This is a genomic window from Thomasclavelia sp. (assembly GCF_047249845.1).
Lineage (GTDB): Bacteria > Bacillota_I > Bacilli_A > Erysipelotrichales > Coprobacillaceae > Thomasclavelia.
Genome location: NZ_JBKTWO010000004.1, coordinates 42,871 through 63,899, shown reverse-complemented (window position 1 = coordinate 63,899; position 21,029 = coordinate 42,871). Strand labels below are relative to the sequence as shown.

8 protein-coding genes are annotated in these 21,029 nt (G+C 29.2%); 6 read left to right on the top strand and 2 right to left on the bottom strand.

Annotated features, from left to right (window positions below):
• Window positions 1-343: 343 nt before the first annotated feature.
• The 5 genes from ACLR9T_RS01820 (at window position 344) to ACLR9T_RS01800 (ending at window position 11,639) form a co-directional block, all read left to right on the top strand.
• Window positions 344-4,054 (top strand): hypothetical protein, encoded by a 3,711-nt coding sequence (locus tag ACLR9T_RS01820; protein WP_413107827.1) that lies wholly within the window; start codon window positions 344-346, stop codon window positions 4,052-4,054.
• A 640-nt stretch (window positions 4,055-4,694) separates the two neighbouring features.
• A complete protein-coding gene (locus ACLR9T_RS01815) occupies window positions 4,695-6,248 on the top strand; it encodes a type I restriction-modification system subunit M (RefSeq protein ID WP_413107826.1) in 1,554 nt (517 codons plus the stop codon).
• A complete protein-coding gene (locus ACLR9T_RS01810) occupies window positions 6,245-7,366 on the top strand; it encodes a restriction endonuclease subunit S (RefSeq protein WP_413107825.1) in 1,122 nt (373 codons plus the stop codon). The genes ACLR9T_RS01815 and ACLR9T_RS01810 overlap by 4 nt, the downstream gene beginning before the upstream one ends.
• A 2-nt stretch (window positions 7,367-7,368) precedes the next feature.
• On the top strand, window positions 7,369-8,529 hold the full coding sequence (locus tag ACLR9T_RS01805; protein WP_413107824.1) for an anticodon nuclease: 1,161 nt from the start codon (window positions 7,369-7,371) through the stop codon (window positions 8,527-8,529).
• A 2-nt stretch (window positions 8,530-8,531) separates the two neighbouring features.
• On the top strand, window positions 8,532-11,639 hold the full coding sequence (locus ACLR9T_RS01800; protein ID WP_413107823.1) for a type I restriction endonuclease subunit R: 3,108 nt from the start codon (window positions 8,532-8,534) through the stop codon (window positions 11,637-11,639).
• A 237-nt stretch (window positions 11,640-11,876) separates the two neighbouring features.
• Here ACLR9T_RS01800 and ACLR9T_RS01795 read toward each other — a convergent pair whose 3' ends face one another.
• Complete coding sequence (locus ACLR9T_RS01795; RefSeq protein WP_413107822.1) at window positions 11,877-12,044, bottom strand: hypothetical protein; 168 nt, start codon at window positions 12,042-12,044, stop codon at window positions 11,877-11,879.
• Window positions 12,045-13,498: 1,454 nt separating this feature from the next.
• Here ACLR9T_RS01795 and ACLR9T_RS01790 point away from each other — a divergent pair.
• Window positions 13,499-19,420, top strand: coding sequence for a polysaccharide lyase family 8 super-sandwich domain-containing protein (locus ACLR9T_RS01790; RefSeq protein ID WP_413107821.1), 5,922 nt, complete (start codon window positions 13,499-13,501; stop codon window positions 19,418-19,420).
• Between the two features lie 614 nt (window positions 19,421-20,034).
• Here ACLR9T_RS01790 and ACLR9T_RS01785 read toward each other — a convergent pair.
• Window positions 20,035-20,937, bottom strand: a complete 903-nt coding sequence (locus ACLR9T_RS01785; RefSeq protein WP_413107820.1) for a DUF2935 domain-containing protein — start codon at window positions 20,935-20,937, stop codon at window positions 20,035-20,037.
• Window positions 20,938-21,029 lie beyond the last annotated feature (92 nt).

Below are 21,029 nucleotides of genomic sequence, written 5' to 3'. Positions count from 1 at the left end.
AGGTTAGAAAAAAATTATATTGAATTATTTAATACAATTATTTTGTTAAAGTTTTAAATGTTATGACCTTGTTTCATTTAAAATAGCAAGAATATTGTAAAAATAGTGCAATAGATATAATAGATGATAATTACTAATTTAAATAGATTAGTAAAATTATATGAATTCATAGAGTTTGAATAGTACGAGATTATATTATTTATTTTATATGGTAGGAAGTCTATAGGATTGCCTATCATTTTTGCAATATTTATATTATAATTAGGAATGAAATAAAATGTTGCCAGCTGAGTGAAATCAGCAAGATAAATTGAAATATGATAATGTAATGGAGAAAGGTTCTATGAGCAAAATAAATACTATACAGAACGCAATTAAAGAATTGGAAGGCGGAAGTTTTCAGAAATTATTTGATGCATATTTATATAAAAAGTACAAATTTACAAATATACAAACTTTAGGGGTGCAAGACGGAACCAATAAGACCACTAAAGGTACTCCAGATTCATTCGTGGTTGAGGATGATGGAAAGTATATTTTAATCATGTATGGAACAGTGGGAACAGAAGCATTTGGAAAAATGAAAAAGGATATTTTATCTTGTTTTAATACAGATAAAATAGAAATTGATGAAAAAAAGATAAAAAAAATAATTTGTGCATATTCTTCTACAAATATTCATGTAGAACAACAAGAAGAATTAAAAAGTATAATATCAGGAATTGAGATTGAATTGATAGGATTAAGCACAATTTCTCATGATTTACTTGTAAATTTTCCGTTTTTGGCGGCAGAATATTTACATATTCAAGTTGATACTCATCAAATATTTCCAAGAGATGAATTTATTAAGGTATATGACAAAAATGGAATGAATACGCCTCTTAGTATGGATTTACATTATAGAGAGAAAGAAAAAGAACAATTATATTCAATGCTTAGTTCTTCAAATATTACATTAGTAACGGGGGTGTCAGGAGTAGGAAAAACAAGGCTAGTTTTAGAAGTATGCAAGCTATTTGAAACTGAAGGTTGGAATGTTTTGTGTATAAAAAATAACGGGGAATTGCTTTATAATGACATACAATATTACACAGCTGATAAAGGAAAATATATTTTATTTATTGATGATGCAAATCAAACAACTAGTTTAGAATACATACTGGATTATGTGACTGCTATATCGAATAATAATATTAAAATAGTAATGACAGTACGAAATTATGCAAAACATAGAGTGGAAAGTATTGTTCGTCAGTACATGATTCCACAGGAGATAACAATTAAAGTTTTAAAAGATGAAGAAGTTAAAGGTATTCTAAAAGAAAATCTTGGGATAAATAATGAAGATTATTTAGATAGAATAACACAGATTGCAAAAGGAAATATTAGATTAGCTATTTTGGCTGGGAAAATATCAATTGATAATGGATACTTGGCTATAAGAAATGCTACAGATATATTTGCCCAATATTATGGGAAAATAATAGAAACTACAGAATTAACGGAAAATGCCATAAAGGCTTTGTTTGCTATATCTCTTTTAGGGACAATACGTTTTAAAGAAAGTATTATAGCACAAAAAATATTAGCGTTAATGAATATAAATTCTGAATGTTTTATAATTTTATGCCATGATTTGAATGAAAGAGAATTGATTGATTTATATCAAGATGAAGTAGCAAAGGTTAGTGATCAGAGTTTTGGGAATTATATATTAGAATATATTTTAATTGAAAAAAAAGCAATTTCTATTTTTCAATTGTTGCAAATAGGCTTTCCAGAATTTAAAAATAAATTAGTATATGCATTGAATACACTAATTGAATTGTTTTATTCTGAGGATACAATGAATTATATTGTGCAACAGGTTAATATAAGTTGGAATAAGGCAGATAAGAGCCAGCAAGCAGAATATGTAAAATGCTTTCATGCCCTTAATGAAGAAAAATCGTTATCTATTTTAAAGCAAAAAATAGATAATATAAAATGTATTGAGATGGATATATCACAGGTTGATATTGAAAACAAGAAAAATAATAATAATATTAAATATGAAGAAATTTCAATTTTAAGTAGCTTTAAGTATTCAAAATATTTTGAGGATGCTATGGAATTATTGCTACTTTATTATAAAAAAAGACCTGACTTGATCATGGATTTTTATTTTGCTTTTTCTGATAGAATGTCGTTTGATGAAAATTCACATAAATTAGACTATGAAAAAGAATTAAAGATGGTAGAATTTTTGTGGAGATGTGCAAATGATGGTGAGGACATTAATGTTACCATTTTATTTTTACATGTATTAAAAGAACTGTTAAAGTGCAGTTTTCACAGGACAGAGTCTGGTGAGAATAGTAGAACTTTTACAATGTTTAATTTACAGATATTATATACTAATGGGAGTAAAAAGTTGCGTAGTTATATATGGGGAGTATTGTCCAAGCTATACTCAAGTGATAAATATAAGAAGCTGCTTAACAATATTATTTCACATTGCTATGTTAGTGGGTTAAACTCAGAAGAAGCAAAGCAAATTCAAATGTATGATTTGCAATGTATAAAAGAAATGTTTTTTGATAAATGGAAGGATTTGTCATTTGAACAATGTAAAGTATTGAGACAGCTGGAAAAACATTCAGAATGGATGGAAATTGAAAATAAGACTTTGTTTGAGAGATATACTGAAAATAATGATTTTGTGATATATAACACATTAGTTAAAAAGCATATAATGGGTAAAACCTGGAAGGAAGATGAGGTAGAGAGAGAAAGACAAATTAAAGAAATGATTAAAGACTATAAGTTAGATGATTATGCTCATTTGTTTAAAATATGCAAAATTTGTGAGAAAAATAAAGATAAAGAAGAATGGTCTTTGAAATCAGGGATAAATACTGTTTTTGCAATTTTAGAATCTGATCCAGAAATGTATTTAAATATTGTGAAAAGTTATATTCATTATCAAGCCCCTTATGGAAGTAATGCAGACAGAATTATAAATAAATTACTTATGAATTTTGGAATTGAGCAAACAAAAAAACTTATAGAGGAAAAAGATTTTGCATATAAGCATAATTGGGAATGTGCCTTTTGGGAAATCGCACCAAAGAAAATGTTAAATGAAGAATTAACAAAAGATTTTTTAGATTTTATGAAGCAAGAGGCATCTTTACAAATGCCTGATTTTCCCTCTGTATTATATTTAGAGAAATATAGAGAATATGATGCAAAAATTGTAAAAAAAGTATCAGAAATTATTATTGATAATCCACCTGAAAATAGTTTTTATGTAGCAAAATTTCTAGATTATGGTTATCAGGAAACAACAATCAATTTAGTATTGGATTTATTTCGAGATGAATGGGAACTTTTAGGAAAATTATATCTACTTGCTTTAGGAGAGCATTTTGATTATAATGGAAGTCTTTTAATGGAACTTGTTAAAAGAAATAATTCTTTTTGGAAAGAAATCACACGAAAACTTCATGGTAATATACATAGAATATCATATGAACATAATGTTTTTGAAAATATATGGGCAATGGACAGTTATAAGGAATTGATCCAAATAGCTTATGAGAATATGATAGGTGACTTTTTTAGTTTTACGGAAGAAGGTGAAGTGGCAACAATTTTCGCTAATAGTGAAGAAACTTCAGACGTTGTAAAGGAACGAAAAAAGCAATGGATTAAGGAGTATATTGAAAAAAATATTATTAATACAAACAAGCTTGAAATAATTTTTAATGTTATTATATCATTTTTTGAATCAGATAGAATAGAATTTTTGTTGGAATTGGTGAAGTATACAAAGGATATTGAGTTATTTAAGTCTATGCCTTTGTTTGCGAGATTTTCATCTTGGAGTGGTAGTGAAGTGCCTCTTATTGAGAAAAAAATCGATTTTTTAAGCGATTTAATTACATCTCTTAGAGGAGTAGAGTTTATTGAACATAGGGCATATCTTAAAGAAAGAAAAAATTCATATGAAAGCCATAAACAGGATATTCTGATAAGGGAATATCTTGAAAACGGCGATATAGCATAGACATACATCAGTAAAAGGAGTGATTTATGAGGGGAAAATACTATAAATGATTTGTGGTAACATTTTGGCAACAGAAAATCAGTAAGCTAGAATAATTGATGTAATTGAAGTACAAAAAAATGAAAATAAGATAAAAAATAGATAAATAGATATAAAGTCAATGTAGATGTTAAATTTGTAAAAGAAATATTAAAATTCAGATGATAAATTATTAGCTAAATTGAGTACATTTTGAGTATAAAAATTTTTATAGTCATTTAGAGATCAAAATATAATGATATATATGAAAATAAAGGACTTGAATTTATCAATTAAAAGAATAATGAATTATTTTAAATAAACGACTTTAAATAATATCTAATATGAAAAAATGACTTTAGATCATCTTGCTATTAAATCGAATTTTCTACATATCAATAAATGAAATAAAACTGTAAATTAAAATGATTTAAAGAGTATTATTGACGTGATTATAGATTGTAGCGATAATTTTTCATATGGTGTTGTTTTTATACAATAGTTTGATAATAAATATGTTATAATAAAAAACATTAATACACTAAATATAAAGTGAAATAGCACATAACAAATTGATTTTAAAGCTATCAATGTATTAATTATATTAAACGGAGGAATTGAAATGTCAAGTGCAGCACAAAGAGCAGAATTACAATCACAGATATGGAAAATAGCAAATGAAGTTAGAGGATCTGTTGACGGATGGGACTTTAAACAATATGTATTAGGAACCCTTTTTTATCGTTTTATTAGTGAGAACTTTTCAAATTATATCGAAGGAGGGGACGATAGTATTAACTATGCAGAATTAGATGATAGTATTATTACAAAAGAAATAAAAGAAGATGCAATTAAGACAAAAGGGTATTTTATATATCCCCGCCAGTTATTTTGTAACATTGCAAAAAATGCAAATACAAATGATAGCTTGAATACAGATTTAGCAGATATATTTTCAGCAATCGAAGGTTCTGCAAATGGATATCCTTCTGAATCAGATATCAAAGGTTTATTCGCTGATTTTGATACAACAAGTAATAGGCTTGGAAATACAGTTAAAGATAAAAATAGTCGTTTAGCAGCTGTAATTAAAGGTGTTGAAGGGCTTAGTTTTGGTAAATTTGAAGAAAATCAAATAGACTTATTTGGAGATGCTTATGAATTTTTAATCTCTAACTATGCTGTTAATGCAGGAAAGTCTGGAGGAGAGTTTTTTACACCACAAAGTGTATCTAAACTCATTGCAAAACTTGCAATGCATGGTCAATCTACAATTAATAAAATTTACGATCCAGCAGCAGGTTCGGGCTCTTTATTATTACAAGCAAAGAAACAGTTTGATGAGCATATTATTGAAGAGGGTTTCTTTGGACAAGAAATTAATCATACAACCTATAATCTTGCTCGTATGAATATGTTTTTGCATAATGTAAACTATGATAAGTTTAATATCGTATTAGGAGATACACTTAAAGATCCACAATTTGGAGATGAGAAACCATTTGATGCAATTGTATCAAATCCTCCTTATTCAATACCATGGATTGGTAACGGCGATCCAACTCTTATTAACGATGTACGTTTTGCACCAGCAGGAGTACTTGCACCAAAATCAAAAGCTGATTTTGCTTTTGTACTTCATGCATTAAGTTATCTTTCAAGTAAAGGGCGGGCAGCAATTGTATGTTTTCCAGGTATCTTCTACCGTGGTGGAGCAGAGCAAAAAATTAGAAAGTATTTAGTTGACAATAACTTTGTAGAAGCTATTATCTCACTTGCACCTAATTTATTCTTTGGAACATCAATTGCAGTTAATATATTAGTGCTTTCAAAACATAAAACTGATACTAAAACTCAGTTTATAGATGCAAGTGGTGAAGATTATTTCAAAAAAGAAACAAATAACAATATTTTAACAGAAGAACATATCGACGCTATTTTAGAGTTGTTTGCTAATAAAAAAGATGTAGACCATGTTTCTAAATCTGTAGATAATAGTGAGATAGCATTAGAAAATTATAATCTTTCGGTAAGTACTTATGTTGAGGCTAAGGATACAAGAGAAGTTATAGATATAGTTGAATTAAATACTGAAATCAAAAAAACAGTGGCTAACATAGATAGACTTCGTGCTGAGATTGATAAGATAATTGCAGAAATCGAGGTGGGCGTATGAGTAAGTTAGAAAAATTACTTGCTGAGTTATGTCCTGATGGTGTTCGCAAATTATCTATTGCAGATATCTGTAACATAAGTCGTGGGCGAATAATGTCAAAGGACTATATTAAGGAAAACGCTGGGGATTACCCAGTATATTCGTCACAAACTGAAAATGAAGGTAAATTAGGTTTAATTAATTCGTTTGATTATGATGGCGAATATTTAACATGGACTACAGATGGAGCAAATGCTGGCACAGTATTTTATAGAATGGGGAAATTCAGCATTACAAATGTATGTGGACTATTGAAGGTCACTGATGAACATGTTTTAACGAAATATCTATATTACACATTAAATGTTGAGGCCCCTTCCTATGTTAATTCAGGTATGGGAAACCCAAAACTAATGAGTAATGTTATGGGAAGAATAAAAGTGGCAATACCTCCTTTGCCTGTGCAGAGTGAAATTGTCCGTATTTTGGACAATTTGACAGAGCTTACAACAGAGCTTACAACAGAGCTTACAACAGAGCTTACAGATAGAAAAAAACAGTATGAGTACTATAGGGAAATTCTCATCAATAAACATAGATATCAAGAGAGGAAGTTATCTTCATTATGTTCTATTAACAGGGGAAAAAGGGTGACAAAAAAGGATTTAAGTGACGAATTTGAATTTGAAGTTTTTCAAAATAGTCTTATATCACAAGGAAAGTATTATAAAGCAAACAGAAATAAAAATACAACATTTTTAATTAGTGCGGGAGCTGCTGGAGAAGTTGGATATAGTAAGAATGATTTTTGGGCAGCAGATGATTGCCTTTATTTTGATAGTGAAAAGATAAATCAACGATATTTATATTATGTTTTAAAAACTAAACAACAATTTTTATATGATAGGGTGAGAAAAGCAAGTGTGCCAAGAATTTCTAAAGGTCATGTTGGAGAAGTGATGATTCCATATGCTTCACTTGCAGAACAACAACGCATTGTTGACATTCTTGATCGTTTTGACACACTTTGTAACGATATTTCTAAAGGACTTCCTGCTGAAATAGCGGAGAGACAAAAACAATACGAATATTATAGGAATAAACTTTTAACGTTTAAGAATATAAATGCTGAGGTATAGATATGGGGAAGACTTTAAAAGAAACCGCACAAGAATTAAAAGATAATAACAAAAAAGTTCAGTTAATTTATGCATTTAATGGAAATGGAAAGACAAGACTTTCAAGAGAATTTAAAACACTTGTTTCTCCTAAAATTGAAATAGATCAGGATGAAACTGAAGAAGCGGGTTTGGAAAATAAACAAATCCTTTATTACAATGCTTTTACAGAAGATTTGTTCTATTGGGATAATGATTTGAAAGAAGATGCTAAACCAAAACTTAAAATACATTCCAATGTTTTTACAAAATGGATTTTTGAAGACCAAGGACAAGATCAGAATGTTGTTAAATTTTTTCAACACTATACCAATGATAAATTAAATCCAAGTTTTAATTCCCAGTATACTATTAAGAATAGCGATGAAAGAGAAATAACTGTAAATGCTTTTACAGAAATAATATTTTCATATAAACGTGGAGATAACTCAATTACAGACAATATTAAGATTTCTAAAGGTGAAGAAAGTTGTTTTATATGGAGTGTTTTTTATGCATTACTTGAACAGGTCGTTAGTGTATTAAATGTAGTAGAAGAAAGTGATAGAGAAACAAATCAATTTGACAACTTAAATTATATTTTTATTGATGATCCAGTAACTTCATTAGATGATAATCATTTAATTCAAATGGCAGTTGATTTAGCGGAAGTAATTAGGAAAAGTGAATCTGAATTGAAATTTATTATTACAACGCATAACCCTGTATTTTATAATGTGTTATATAATGAAATAAATACGAAAAAATGTTATATGTTAAATCATTTGGAAGATGGATTATTTGATCTTTCAGAACAGCCAGGAGGTTCTAATATGAATTTTTCATATCATTTACATCTAAAAGCAATACTTGAAGAGGCAGTTGCAAATGATAATATAGAAAAATTTCATTTTACTTTGTTAAGAAATCTTTATGAAAAAACTGCTAGTTTTTTAGGATTTCCAAGATGGTCAGAACTCTTACCGGAAAATAAAGAGACTTATTATAAACGAATCATCCAGTTTACTAGTCATTCTACGCTAGCAAATGAAATCGTAGCTGAACCTACACCACAAGAGAAACAAACAGTAAAATTATTACTTGAGCACTTGATAAATAATTATAGCTTTTGGAAGGAGGAATAAGGATGCACGAATACAATTCTATTGCAGGATCAAAGAACTTTATAGTTCTCGATAAGTATGAAAAGCATTCATTTATAAAAGAAGAAGTTTCAGTTTATCAAACAGAAGCTTCTCTTGAAAAAGAGTTTATCCAAGATTTAGTGAATCAAGGATACGAATATTTACCAGATTTAACAACTCCTAAAGCGATGCTTAAAAATGTGCGTGTGCAATTACAAATACTTAATGATGTGATATTTAGTGATGAAGAATGGGTAAGATTCTGTGAAGAATATTTAGATAAACCAGGTGATAGCCATATAGATAAAACTCGCAAAATTCACAATAACTATATTTATGATTTTGTATTTGATGATGGTCATATAAAGAATATTTATCTTCTAAATAAAGACGATATAACCAAAAATAAAATGCAGGTTATTTCACAATTTGGAATAACAGGAGCTCAAGCGAACCGATATGATGTTACTGTTTTGGTGAATGGTCTTCCTTTGATACAGGTAGAACTTAAGAGACGTGGAGTTGCTATTAGAGAAGCGTTTAATCAAGTAAATAGATATAGTAAAGAAAGTTATAACTCAGAGCATTCTCTATTCAAGTATTTACAAATTTGTGTTATCTCTAATGGAACAGATACTCGATATTTTGCAAATACGACAAAAAGAGATAAAAATAGCTTTGATTTTACAATGAATTGGGCAAAAGCTGATAATACTTTAATAAAAGACCTTAAAGATTTCACTGCTACTTTTTTTCAAAAAAATACGATATTAAAAATTTTATTACAATATTCTGTTTTTGATACAAGTAATAACTTATTAGTCATGAGACCTTATCAAATAGCTGCTACTGAACGAATTATATGGAAAATTAAAAGTGCCCATGAGCTAAAAAAATGGAGTACTACAGAAAGTGGTGGCTATATTTGGCATACAACAGGATCAGGAAAAACCTTAACCAGTTTTAAGGCTGCTCGTTTAGCAACAGAACTTGATTTTATAGACAAGGTGTTTTTTGTGGTGGATAGAAAAGATTTAGATTATCAGACAATGAAAGAATATCAAAAGTTTTCACCTGATAGTGTAAATGGCTCTGAAAGTACTGCTGGACTTAAACGAAATATTGAAAAAAAGGATAATAAAATCATTGTAACTACAATTCAAAAATTGAATAATCTTATAAAAAGTGACTTGAATTTAGCAATTTACAATAAGGAAGTGGTTTTTATTTTTGATGAAGCTCACCGTTCTCAATTTGGTGAGGCTCAAAAAAACATTAAAAAGAAATTTAAAAAATATTATCAATTTGGATTTACTGGTACACCGATATTTCCTGAAAATGCATTAGGTGCAGAAACTACTGCTTCTGTATTTGGGAGTGAACTGCATTCTTATGTTATTACTGATGCGATTAGAGATGAAAAAGTTCTTAAATTTAAAGTAGATTATAATGATGTTCGACCTAAATTTAAATCTATCGAAATGGAGCAAGATGAAAAAAAATTATCTGCTGCAGAAACTAAAGAAGCATTATTACATCCTGAAAGAATTAGAGAGATTTCTCAATATATTTTAAATAATTTTAGAATTAAGACACATCGTGGGCATATTGGTGCAAAAGGGTTTAATGCAATGTTTGCTGTGAGTAGTGTTGATGCCGCAAAATTATACTATGAGACATTCAACGATTTACAAAAAAACATTAAAAAACCTTTAAAAATTGCTACTATATTTTCATATACAGCAAACGAAGAACAAAATGCAATAGGAGAAATTGCTGATGAAAACTTTGAACCTACAGCTATGGATAGTAGTGCAAAAGAATTTTTAACGTTAGCTATCAGAAATTATAATAAGATGTTTAAAACTAATTTTAGTGTAGAAAGCAAAGAGTTTCAAAATTATTATCGAGATCTTGCTAATCGTGTGAAGAATCAAGAAATTGATCTTTTAATTGTAGTTGGTATGTTTTTAACAGGATTTGATGCTCCAACACTAAATACATTATTTGTCGATAAAAATCTTCGCTACCATGGTTTAATACAGGCATTTTCAAGAACAAATCGTATTTATGATTCTACAAAAACATTTGGTAATATTGTTACTTTTAGAGATTTGGAACAGGCTACAATTTCTGCAATCAAATGTTTTGGTGATGATAACACAAAAAATATAATACTTGAAAATAATTATAAAGAATACATGGAAGGATTCACAGATATATCTACAGGAGAAGCACGACGTGGTTATGTTGATGTAGTTAATGAATTAAATACTCGTTTCCCAAATGTTGATAAAATAGTTACAGAAAGAGATAAAAAAGAATTTACAAAATTGTTTAGTGAATATTTAAGAATTGAAAATATTCTTCAAAACTTTGATGAATTTACAAATCTAAGAGCATTACAAAAGATTGATGTAAATGATGAAAAAGCTATAGAAGAATTTAAAACAACTCATTATATAAGTGATGAGGATATTGCTGCTATGCAACAAATAGTTGTTCCTGATGAGAGAGTTATTCAAGATTATCGTTCTACATATAATGATATTCGTGAATGGCTTCATCGAGAAAGGGCAGGAAATGATAAAGAAAAGTCTTCTGTTAATTGGGATGATGTAGTTTTTGAGGTAGATTTATTAAAATCACAAGAAATAAATTTGGATTATATTCTTGAATTAATTTATGAGAAGAACAAAGATGTAAAAGATAAAGAGACATTAGTTGATGAAATACGTCGTATTATTCGTTCTAGTATAGAAAATCGTGCTAAAGAAAGTTTGATAGTGGATTTTATAAATCAAACAGATTTAAATAAAATACAGGATAAAGTAAGTATTCTTGCTGACTTTTATGAGTTTGCTCAACAGGAGCAAAAAAGAGAAGCAGAGAAATTAATCAACGAGGAAGGACTTAATGTAGATGCTGCAAAGAGATATATTCTAGTTTCATTGAAAAGAGAATATGCGAGTGAAAATGGTACAGATTTAAATGACATACTACCTAAAATGAGCCCACTTAATCCGGGGTATTTAACAAAAAAGCAAACAGTATTTCAGAAAATATCTGCTTTTGTAGAGAAATTTAAACATATTGGAGGTAAATTATAATTTGATAGAGGATATTTTTCATTTAAATATAGTTTAACATGTGCTATGTTTTTAGGGAGCTGTAACGAAATAATATTGTTAAGTCTGTTTACCAAAAATAGACAATACCTCAGTTAAATGATGAGAAATATTATTTTTTTGACATAATTAGGTTATGGAAACAACGACTTTTACACAATCTATTTACATTACGCATTATAATGCAGTTTAAGAATCTGGAAAGAGTAAGAAATATTTCTATACATCTTGTGAAGTATTTGGAATAATAGCTAGATTAATTGAAATTGCTAATATAGATACGACTTCTAAACGACTATACCCCTTGCACGATTCAGCTACGGGTCTTTTTAAAATAAATTTTATCTTGCATAGCAATGCTATAGGAGAAATTAAAACTGTTAACACTTTATCAGAACCACAATATCTAGATGAATTTGGAGAAATTACAAAACTTCATCTTTAATTAACTCAAATGGATTATAACTATTATATTTAAAAAATGGATTAGACGTACATGTTTAAAACTGAATAGAAATATATATAGACACCTTACGTCATTGTGGGGTGTTTTTTTGTGACAGGTCAAAATAAAATGTAAATCAAATATTGTAGCAGTAAAGAATGTGACGTTATTGCAAAGAGTATGGACATGTTATTGTGGGGATCATTAGCATGGTCAATAAGGGGAGAAACTATAGTTATTTTATTTGCTCGTTACTGTCCTTTTTCATAAGTGCTATATTTTGTAAAAATAGATTACAAATCTTCTAACTTATATAAAAATATTTACTATGCTAAACTTTAATCAAGAAATATATAAATATTGCTAGATTAGTATGGAAACTAGAATTGTATATCTTGGTTGATACATTGTTGTAAACCATATCAATGATCATATTCTATTTTTGGCATATTTATTATACATTTGAATTTAGATAAAATTATAAGTAATTTATAACCAAGAGCTTTATGATTTCTTAAAAAACTAAAGCACTGTAGTGAACAAATATATGAATTTATAATATGCACCACAATGAGAATATTTGGTTGATTTAGGAAAAGTAGATTCAGTTCTATGTTTTATAGTTATATGTACTTTTCCGTTATACCCATTAATGATATTTTTAATGAAATAGGCATTAATTCAGCTGTGCTGATAGCAGAGGGATTTTTATGAAGAAACTGTATAAGAATATTTAACGATTTAATTTAAGTGATATAATCTTGATCTTTGTAATAGATCCTTTTTATTGTGATTTTGTTGCTTACAATAATAAAGTGTATTACCAGTTTTTGTATATAGTTAAAGGTCAAGTTATATGTTAATTCTGGGGGAGGATTAACTAAAAATATAGATAAAACAAGGTAGAATGGGGTTTTACAGTTAAATTATTAATAAAATAATTAACTGATTTTGACACTACTAATATATGAAAAGGAGAAAGGGTAAAAGGGAAAAATATATTTTGCATGGAAAATATTTAAAAATCTGTAAATTAATTAGAATTAACTATCTAAGTGATTCTTAAAAGATTTATCCTGATTGTAATTTATAGTATAGGTTTGTATCATGACTAACATTAATACCAAGAAATAAAGTAGCAGTTAAAGTCATCGTCATTACCTTCTTTCAATTGGGAGCAAGAAATAAGACAACGATTTTATTCCACGTACATTTATCATAAAACAACTTTGTTATAAAAATTCATATTTTAATCGTATGTGCCAGTGATTAAAAAAGGATCAATGCCTGAGTTAGAAATTGAGATAACAGGCTTTCAAAGAACTATTGTAAAATGATAAGGTTGTATGGGATAAATCACAATATTTATAAAATTATTATACAAGGAGTGAAAATAATGAAAAGGGTAAAAAAAGTTTTAATTTATTCACTTAGTCTGCTTTTAATAATATCTACTGTTGTAAGTGGATTAATACCAATATATGCAGTTAATGAATATGCTATAATGCGAGAAAAGTTTCATGATATGGCTGTAGGTGGTAATTATGATGTTAATAATTTGAATGTTAAACCAATGTTACAATCGATTAACGATACGGCTCAATTATATTGGGATAATATGAATAAAAATCCAATTTCTAATGCTGTAAAGGGAAATTATATGAACAGTGATGATACGGCATTGGATCCTAATTTAGATGCTTCAAAGGACTATATTTTTCCAGAATATCCGCTAGGGAAACGTCGTAGTGGTAGTAGTTCGTATATCAATGCCAATTCAATTCAATTCACATATCAGTATATTAGAGCAATGGCTTTAGCGTATGAAACCCAAGGATGTGCTTTATATAAAAATCAAGATATGCTTGAAGATATTAAAATGGCATTAGAATTCATGAATACATATCATTATAATCAAGATTTTAAACAAGGAAGTAAAACAGTGCCTTATGGTAACTGGTTCTCTTGGCGTTTAGGTGCTCCAGTTTATTTAGGAGAGACAATGCTTCTTTTATACGATGATTTAGATAAAGAAATGATTGCTAAAAATGCAGGAACAATGGAGGAATTTGTTAACTGGACTCCTTTTACTGGCGCTAATTCAACATGGAATGAAAGAGTAAGTATGTATACCGGTTTATTAACCGAAAAGGAATCTTACTTAACTCATATTCAATCTGTGATGCCAACAGTATTAAAATATACTGAACCTGGTGATGGCTCTTTTCCTGATGGATATTATGAAGATGGAACATTTATCCAACATGTAACTTTTCCTTATAATGGTGGTTATGGATTAATGTGTTTGACAGATACATCATATTTATTGTATATGCTATCGGGAACTAAGTGGGATTTAGGTAAAGACAGCGCTGAAATTGTTTATCAATGGGTTTTAGATTCTTATGAACCAATGGTGTACAAAGGATTAAGTATGGATGCTTTTCGAGGGCGAGAAATTACTAGAAGTGATACAACACAACCTAGAGGGGCATTGATTATTGCAAATGCGATGTTGATGTTATGTCAAAACGCTCCAGAAAGTATCCAAGAACAATTTAAAGGATGTATTAAACAATGGTTCAGTAGTGATTTTATGATTGAACAAATGAATGCTAGTGCTGATACTCCTTGGTATAAGTTTCCCTTGGACACCGTAGTAAAAGTTAATGATATTTTAGATGATGATAAAATTGCTCCAGTATCGTTTGATGGAACAACTTATCAAATGAATAACGGTGCTCGTACAATTCATTGGTCAAAACAAGGATGGACATATACAATTGCTATGGCTTCACCAACAATTAAAACTTATGAAGGTGGCGATTCTAATAATAAAGGCTGGTATATTGGCAATGGTGCTACTTATTTATATACTGATGATTTACAACGCAGTGAAGGAGTAGATAAAGCAACAAGAGATTGGTATCGGATACCTGGAGCTACATCGGTCTATGGAAAAAACCAAGGAACCCAATATAATCTCAATCCATTTGCTGGCGGGGTAACTGATGGTGTTTATGGTGTATCAGGAATGGATCTAGCCATGACAACACATAATTTAAAGGCTAAAAAATCATGGTTTATGTTTGATGATGAAGTGGTTGCTTTGGGTAGTAATATTAGTGGTCAATATGATGTTGAAACTACATTAGAAAATTATAAGATTGATAGTAGTAACAGGACATATTATATCGATGGTATTGAAAAGGCCATGACAATGGATGGAACTGAAATTTCTTATGATAACGTTAAAACACTTAATATGTCTGGAAACGTCGCAGATTCTAATCTTGGTTTTTATTTTCCAAATAGTTTAGATTTAAATCTAAAAAGTGAAACTAGAGAAGGAACATGGTCTTCTTTAGGAGAATATAACCGTGATACGGCAACATATAATGCTGATTATTTTACAGCATGGATGGATCATAGCAAAGATGGTAATGGTGCTGTAGATGGATCATATGCTTATGTATTATTGCCAGGAAAATCTGTTGAAGAGACAGAAAGATATGGACAAAATAGTAATATTGAAATTATTCGTCAAGATGACCAAGTTCATGCGGTATATGAAAAGACTTTAGGAACATTGGGACTTAATTTCTGGCAAAAGGGATATAACACAGTTGATCTAGGAGATGTCAAAAATTATGTAACGTGTGATAGCCCAGCTTCAGTAATGATTAATGATACTGATAAGGGATTGAATGTTTCTATCACTGATACAACACAACAAAATAAAGATTATATTACTTTGGAAATTAATCGAGAAGTAGATGGTATTGTTAGTAGTGATGAGGGTATTGAAATTATTCAAACGGCACCAACTACAATTATTAAAGTTAACACTAAAGATGCTGATGGTAAATGTTTCCAAGTTAATTTTTCATATGATCAAGTAGATTTAAAACCAGCATCAATTGCCAATGTGACAATGGATGATGATGCTTTAGTGGTTGATATAAATCGTGAAATAAATGCAAAAAGTTATTTGATTCATTATGGTAAAGAAAGTGGTAAATATACTCATACATTAGAAACAAACGATTTAACAACACGTATTTATGGATTAACACCAGATACGACTTATTACTTAAATGTTCAAGCTAAAGCTGGTGAAACCATTAGTGAGTTAGGTACCGAGGTTTCATTTACAACAACAGCAACAACCTCATTTATAGATGAATTTGAAACAATGGATAAAATGTTGAACCATTCTTCTAATTGGGGATTTGATAGCAGTAATGCTGGACAAAACGGACAACAAAATAACTTTGAAGGAGATAGTACTCGAATCAAACGTACAGGTTCAAATAAAAATAGTGAAGAATCAATTATTTATATGCTGCCTGGTCTTCAAGATTTTTCATTAGAAGTGTATGGGTACAATGACTCGATTGGTACAATTAAAATGTATACATCGCAAGATGGTGAAGTTTGGAGTGAACAAGAATATGGTGCATCACAGCCTATAAACACAAAAAATGGCTGGTTTAAACAAATTTTATCAACTCCCAAAACTGGAATAAATGAAGGTGCTAATTATCTTAAGATTGAAGTTTGTAGCCATCCAACTAAAGTATGGGCACCACAATTTACTAGATTTGATGCAAAAATGAAAAATGCTAGTGATTTTAAATTCTTAAAAGATTCAATGCAAAATGATAGTAAAACATATATAAATAATAATGTTGATTTTACAACATATTTAAAAGATGATGTTATAAAAGCAACTAGTGATAATGGTGAATTACTGTATAGTTATACAAATATAAAAAATGGAACGATCATTGCTTATATTAAAGATGGTGGTAAAATCGAAATTTCAACTGCAAAAGATGGAACAAATTACACACCAGTAACAACAATTAACGAAGAATTAGAAACAAAAGATGGTTATACAAAAACAAAAATCACATTACCACAGTTAGAAGAAAATATTGATTACTTAAAAATCAAAATATCAAAAGATAATATTATTTCTGATGTATCTTTAAATTATGTCCCAGAAAATGCTCCAATCCAACAAATACGTTTTGTTGATGAAAAGATAGATGGAGTTATTGATTATGATGTTGTTCCTGTAATTAAAACAGCACCAATGAATGCCCAAAGTACCTTAGTTTATGATTCTGATAATGATAATGTTGTTTCATTTAGAAATGGAATCTTACAATTTACCAAACAAGGTAATGCTACCGTTGATGTAAAAGTTAAAGGAACAGAACACTTAGCATCTTTACCTGTTACAGTGTATAAAGATATGGCATTAAAAAAAGCAGCGACTGCAAGTTCATCAAAATCAGGCTATGCTGTTTCAAATGCAGTTGATGGTGATACAACTTCAACAAGATGGCAGTCTAATAGCGAAGGAAAAGAATGGATTCAAGTTGATTTACGTAAAGAAACAGCTTTTGATGCAATTGATTTAGAATGGTATTCAAATGGTGAGAATTATGATATTTTGATTTCTAACGATGGAATTAATTGGAAAACTATTAAATCAGTGACTGATGCTAAATATGGTGAATATGCAAGATTTGATTTTAAAGAATCAATAACGGCTCGTTATGTAAAAATCCAAGGGGAAAGTGAGTCCCAATATTCATTATTTGCTCTCCGTGTCTTACAAAAAACAGGTAGTGAAAATGATGTGGAATTAGAACCATGGAATTTAGCACTTAATAAGCCGGCTTACAGTAGTGGGTTACATCCAAGTGATGGAACTGGAAAAGCAGAAAAATATGCAGTAGATGGAAGTATTGGAACACGCTGGGCATCAAGAAGAACAAATGATGAATGGTTTTATGTTGATTTAGAAGAAAATTGTAATGTGAATGCAGTTAATATTTTATGGGAAGCTGCATCAGCTAAAGAATTTAAATTACAAATTTCTAATGATGGTAAGACATGGATTGATATGGCCTATATTAAAGATAACACTGTACAAGGAGACTGGACAAATCATGTATTTTCACAAGAATATACTGGTCGATATGTTCGAATGCAAGGAATTGTGCCTAATACAAAATATGGGTATTCAATGTATGAATTTCAGGTAATGGGTACAACAGTTAATAAACCAGGAATTCAGGATATTAATAGTATTTCATTTAATGATTCACAAATGAATATGTTAAAAGGACAAACAACTACATTAGCTATTACTACTGATCCTGAAAATGTAAATGCTTCTAATATTGGCTGGCAATCTTCAGATTCTAGTTTAGTTGATGTTAATAACAATGGTAAGATTACTGTTAAAGGTAAATCGGGTTATGCAATTGTTACAGCATATTCATTAAAAAATCCAACAGTTAAGGCTGAGTGTAGAATTAATATTACTCCTAGTGCGGGAAAAGTGATTAAAGTAGAAGGTCTAACACTATACAATACGGTAGATACTCTTGCACTTGGTGATGTTCATCAATTGAGTGCTAAGGTTACACCTGTAGATGCAACTCATAAATATATTATCTGGTCTAGTAGTGATGAATCAGTTATTAAAGTAGATGCAGATGGAAAACTAGAAGCAGTAGGATTAGGCGTGGCAACAATTAGTGTTAAAACAACTGCTGGAAATGAAGTTAATATCACAATTACAGTTAAGGATGTTGATAAAACAGCATTACAAATTGCCGTAGATATGGCTAAAAATGCTGATTTAACAGATGTTGTACCGGCAGTAGTTAAAGAATTTAATGCAGCATTACAAGAAGCTAAAGATATCTTAGCTAATGTTGATGTAACTCAAGGACAAGTAGATGCAACATTTACACGTTTAGCTAAAGCAATGCATAAATTATCATTCATTACTGGTGATAAGAGTTCATTAAAAGCAATGGTAGCACGTATTGAGGGATTGGATAGCAGTAAATATATTGAATCTACATGGAGCGCAATGTTACCTGCGTTAGAAGAAGCCCAAGCAATCATTGCTAATGAAAATGCATTAAAAGATGATATTATTAAAGCTTATGATGCTTTAGTAAGAGTATTCTTAGATTTAAGATTAGTACCAAATAAAGATGTTTTAGATGAATTAATTAAAGAAGCTGAAGTTTTAAATGAGCCAGCATTAGCTAATGCTATTGCTCAAGCTAAAGCAGTGTTTAATAATCCTGAAGCAACCCAAACAGAAGTAGATAATGCAGTTAAGGCATTAAGTGAAGCGATTAATAGATTAGAAGCAAAACCAGTACAACCAGGAGAACAAGTTCCAAGCGTAAGTACAGGTGACAATGTTAATATGTTTATGCCAATGGCAGGATTAGTAATTGCAGGAGCAGTATTAATCAAAAGAAGAAAAGAAAATTAAGATTAAAAAAGTAAAATTCTAAAATTAAAACAGCATATGAAATAATTCATCTGCTGTTTTACAATAAATTATAATTAATCATTTATTCTTTTAATAGAAACAGATTTAGTGTTACACTAAAATTACTATTAGCAAAGTTAAGTAAGAATAATGAATAAAAGAAGAATTATTAAGGTTTATGAATGAAGATTTGGTAATGGGAGTTATCAATAATCATATTCTATTTATTACACCTTTGAATTAAGCCTTCAGGGATAGCTTTAAACTTTCTGATATTTAGATATAACAAGCTATGACAAAATTAAACAACTCACATCTTTAGTATAATTAGCTATTATTTGATGAGAAATATTGATTTCTGAGCTTTTTTCGTGATTAGAGCAATATTTCAAGTTTGAGTGTTTTTTACAGTTAAGTTGTCAATAAAATAACTAATTGTTTTTGACGCTACCTAATTATCAAATAGGTAGGTTTAGTGAACTAAGATTAGTTTTAAAGACCTATTCTAATGTAATTGATTTGGAATTCAATATTTTAAATGATAAATATGCATATATAGAAATACAAAAGGCTAGTATCCTTAAATAAAGGGTAACAGCCTTTTTAAATAAAATCTATTCCTTTAACAACCTTAAATAATGATTCGCTTCACGAAGAACATGATCTGCTAATAAGGGAACGATTATAGAACGAATTTCACAATTCAAAATACCTTTTGTTCCTGCTGTTTTAAATTCTTTTAACTTCACTGTTTCAGCATATGGATTACATTGCCCCTTTGCAATAACCAAGTCATTTTTCATAGCTGCACACTCTAACAATTCCTGATATTCTTTTACAAATTGATTGGATGTTTTGATTAAATCAGCTTCACTTGGATCTAATAATCCTCGAATAAACAAAGCATGTTCCATCATGATCTGATTCCAAAAGAGTTCGATTTGTTTCATTGTTTGAATATCATTATTAACACCATTTTCATAATTACAAAGATAGTAATGGTATAACTTAGCTTCTCGTAAAATATGTTCTAATAATAATGGATAATTCATAGTAAACATAGAGCATGTTTTTACATTAGCAATAATTGTTTCTTTAAACTTAATGAATTGTTCTAATATAGTAAGAACTGCTTGATTAAGTTGTGATATGTGGGGGTTAATATGACAACATTGAGAAATTTCCTGATTGTTAATCAATTGGTGTTCTTTTTGAGTAATATTTGTATCAATATCAATACCAGTTAAACATATCGTTTGTTTCTCAGCATTCAAAGTAAATTCAGTAATAATTTCTCCTGAATTTAATACGTTTGAACGAATCACTCCTTGACTTAAATCAATCGTATAACTTAGTAATTTTTCAAATTCATTTTTATAATTATCAGCTTGTTTAGCAAAATCACTGTTGGCTTTGGTAAAACTAGCTTCTAAAAACAGTGCATGTTCTTTCATGATTCTTAGAAAGAATAAATTTAATTCTAATGAGGCAGTACAATATTTTGTATTATCTTCCATATTTTATCTCCTATCATTTCTAATATATTGATAAAATTATAAAAATATGTTTGTAATAAAAAAAGAATTGATTATTTTTGGATCTTTAGCTA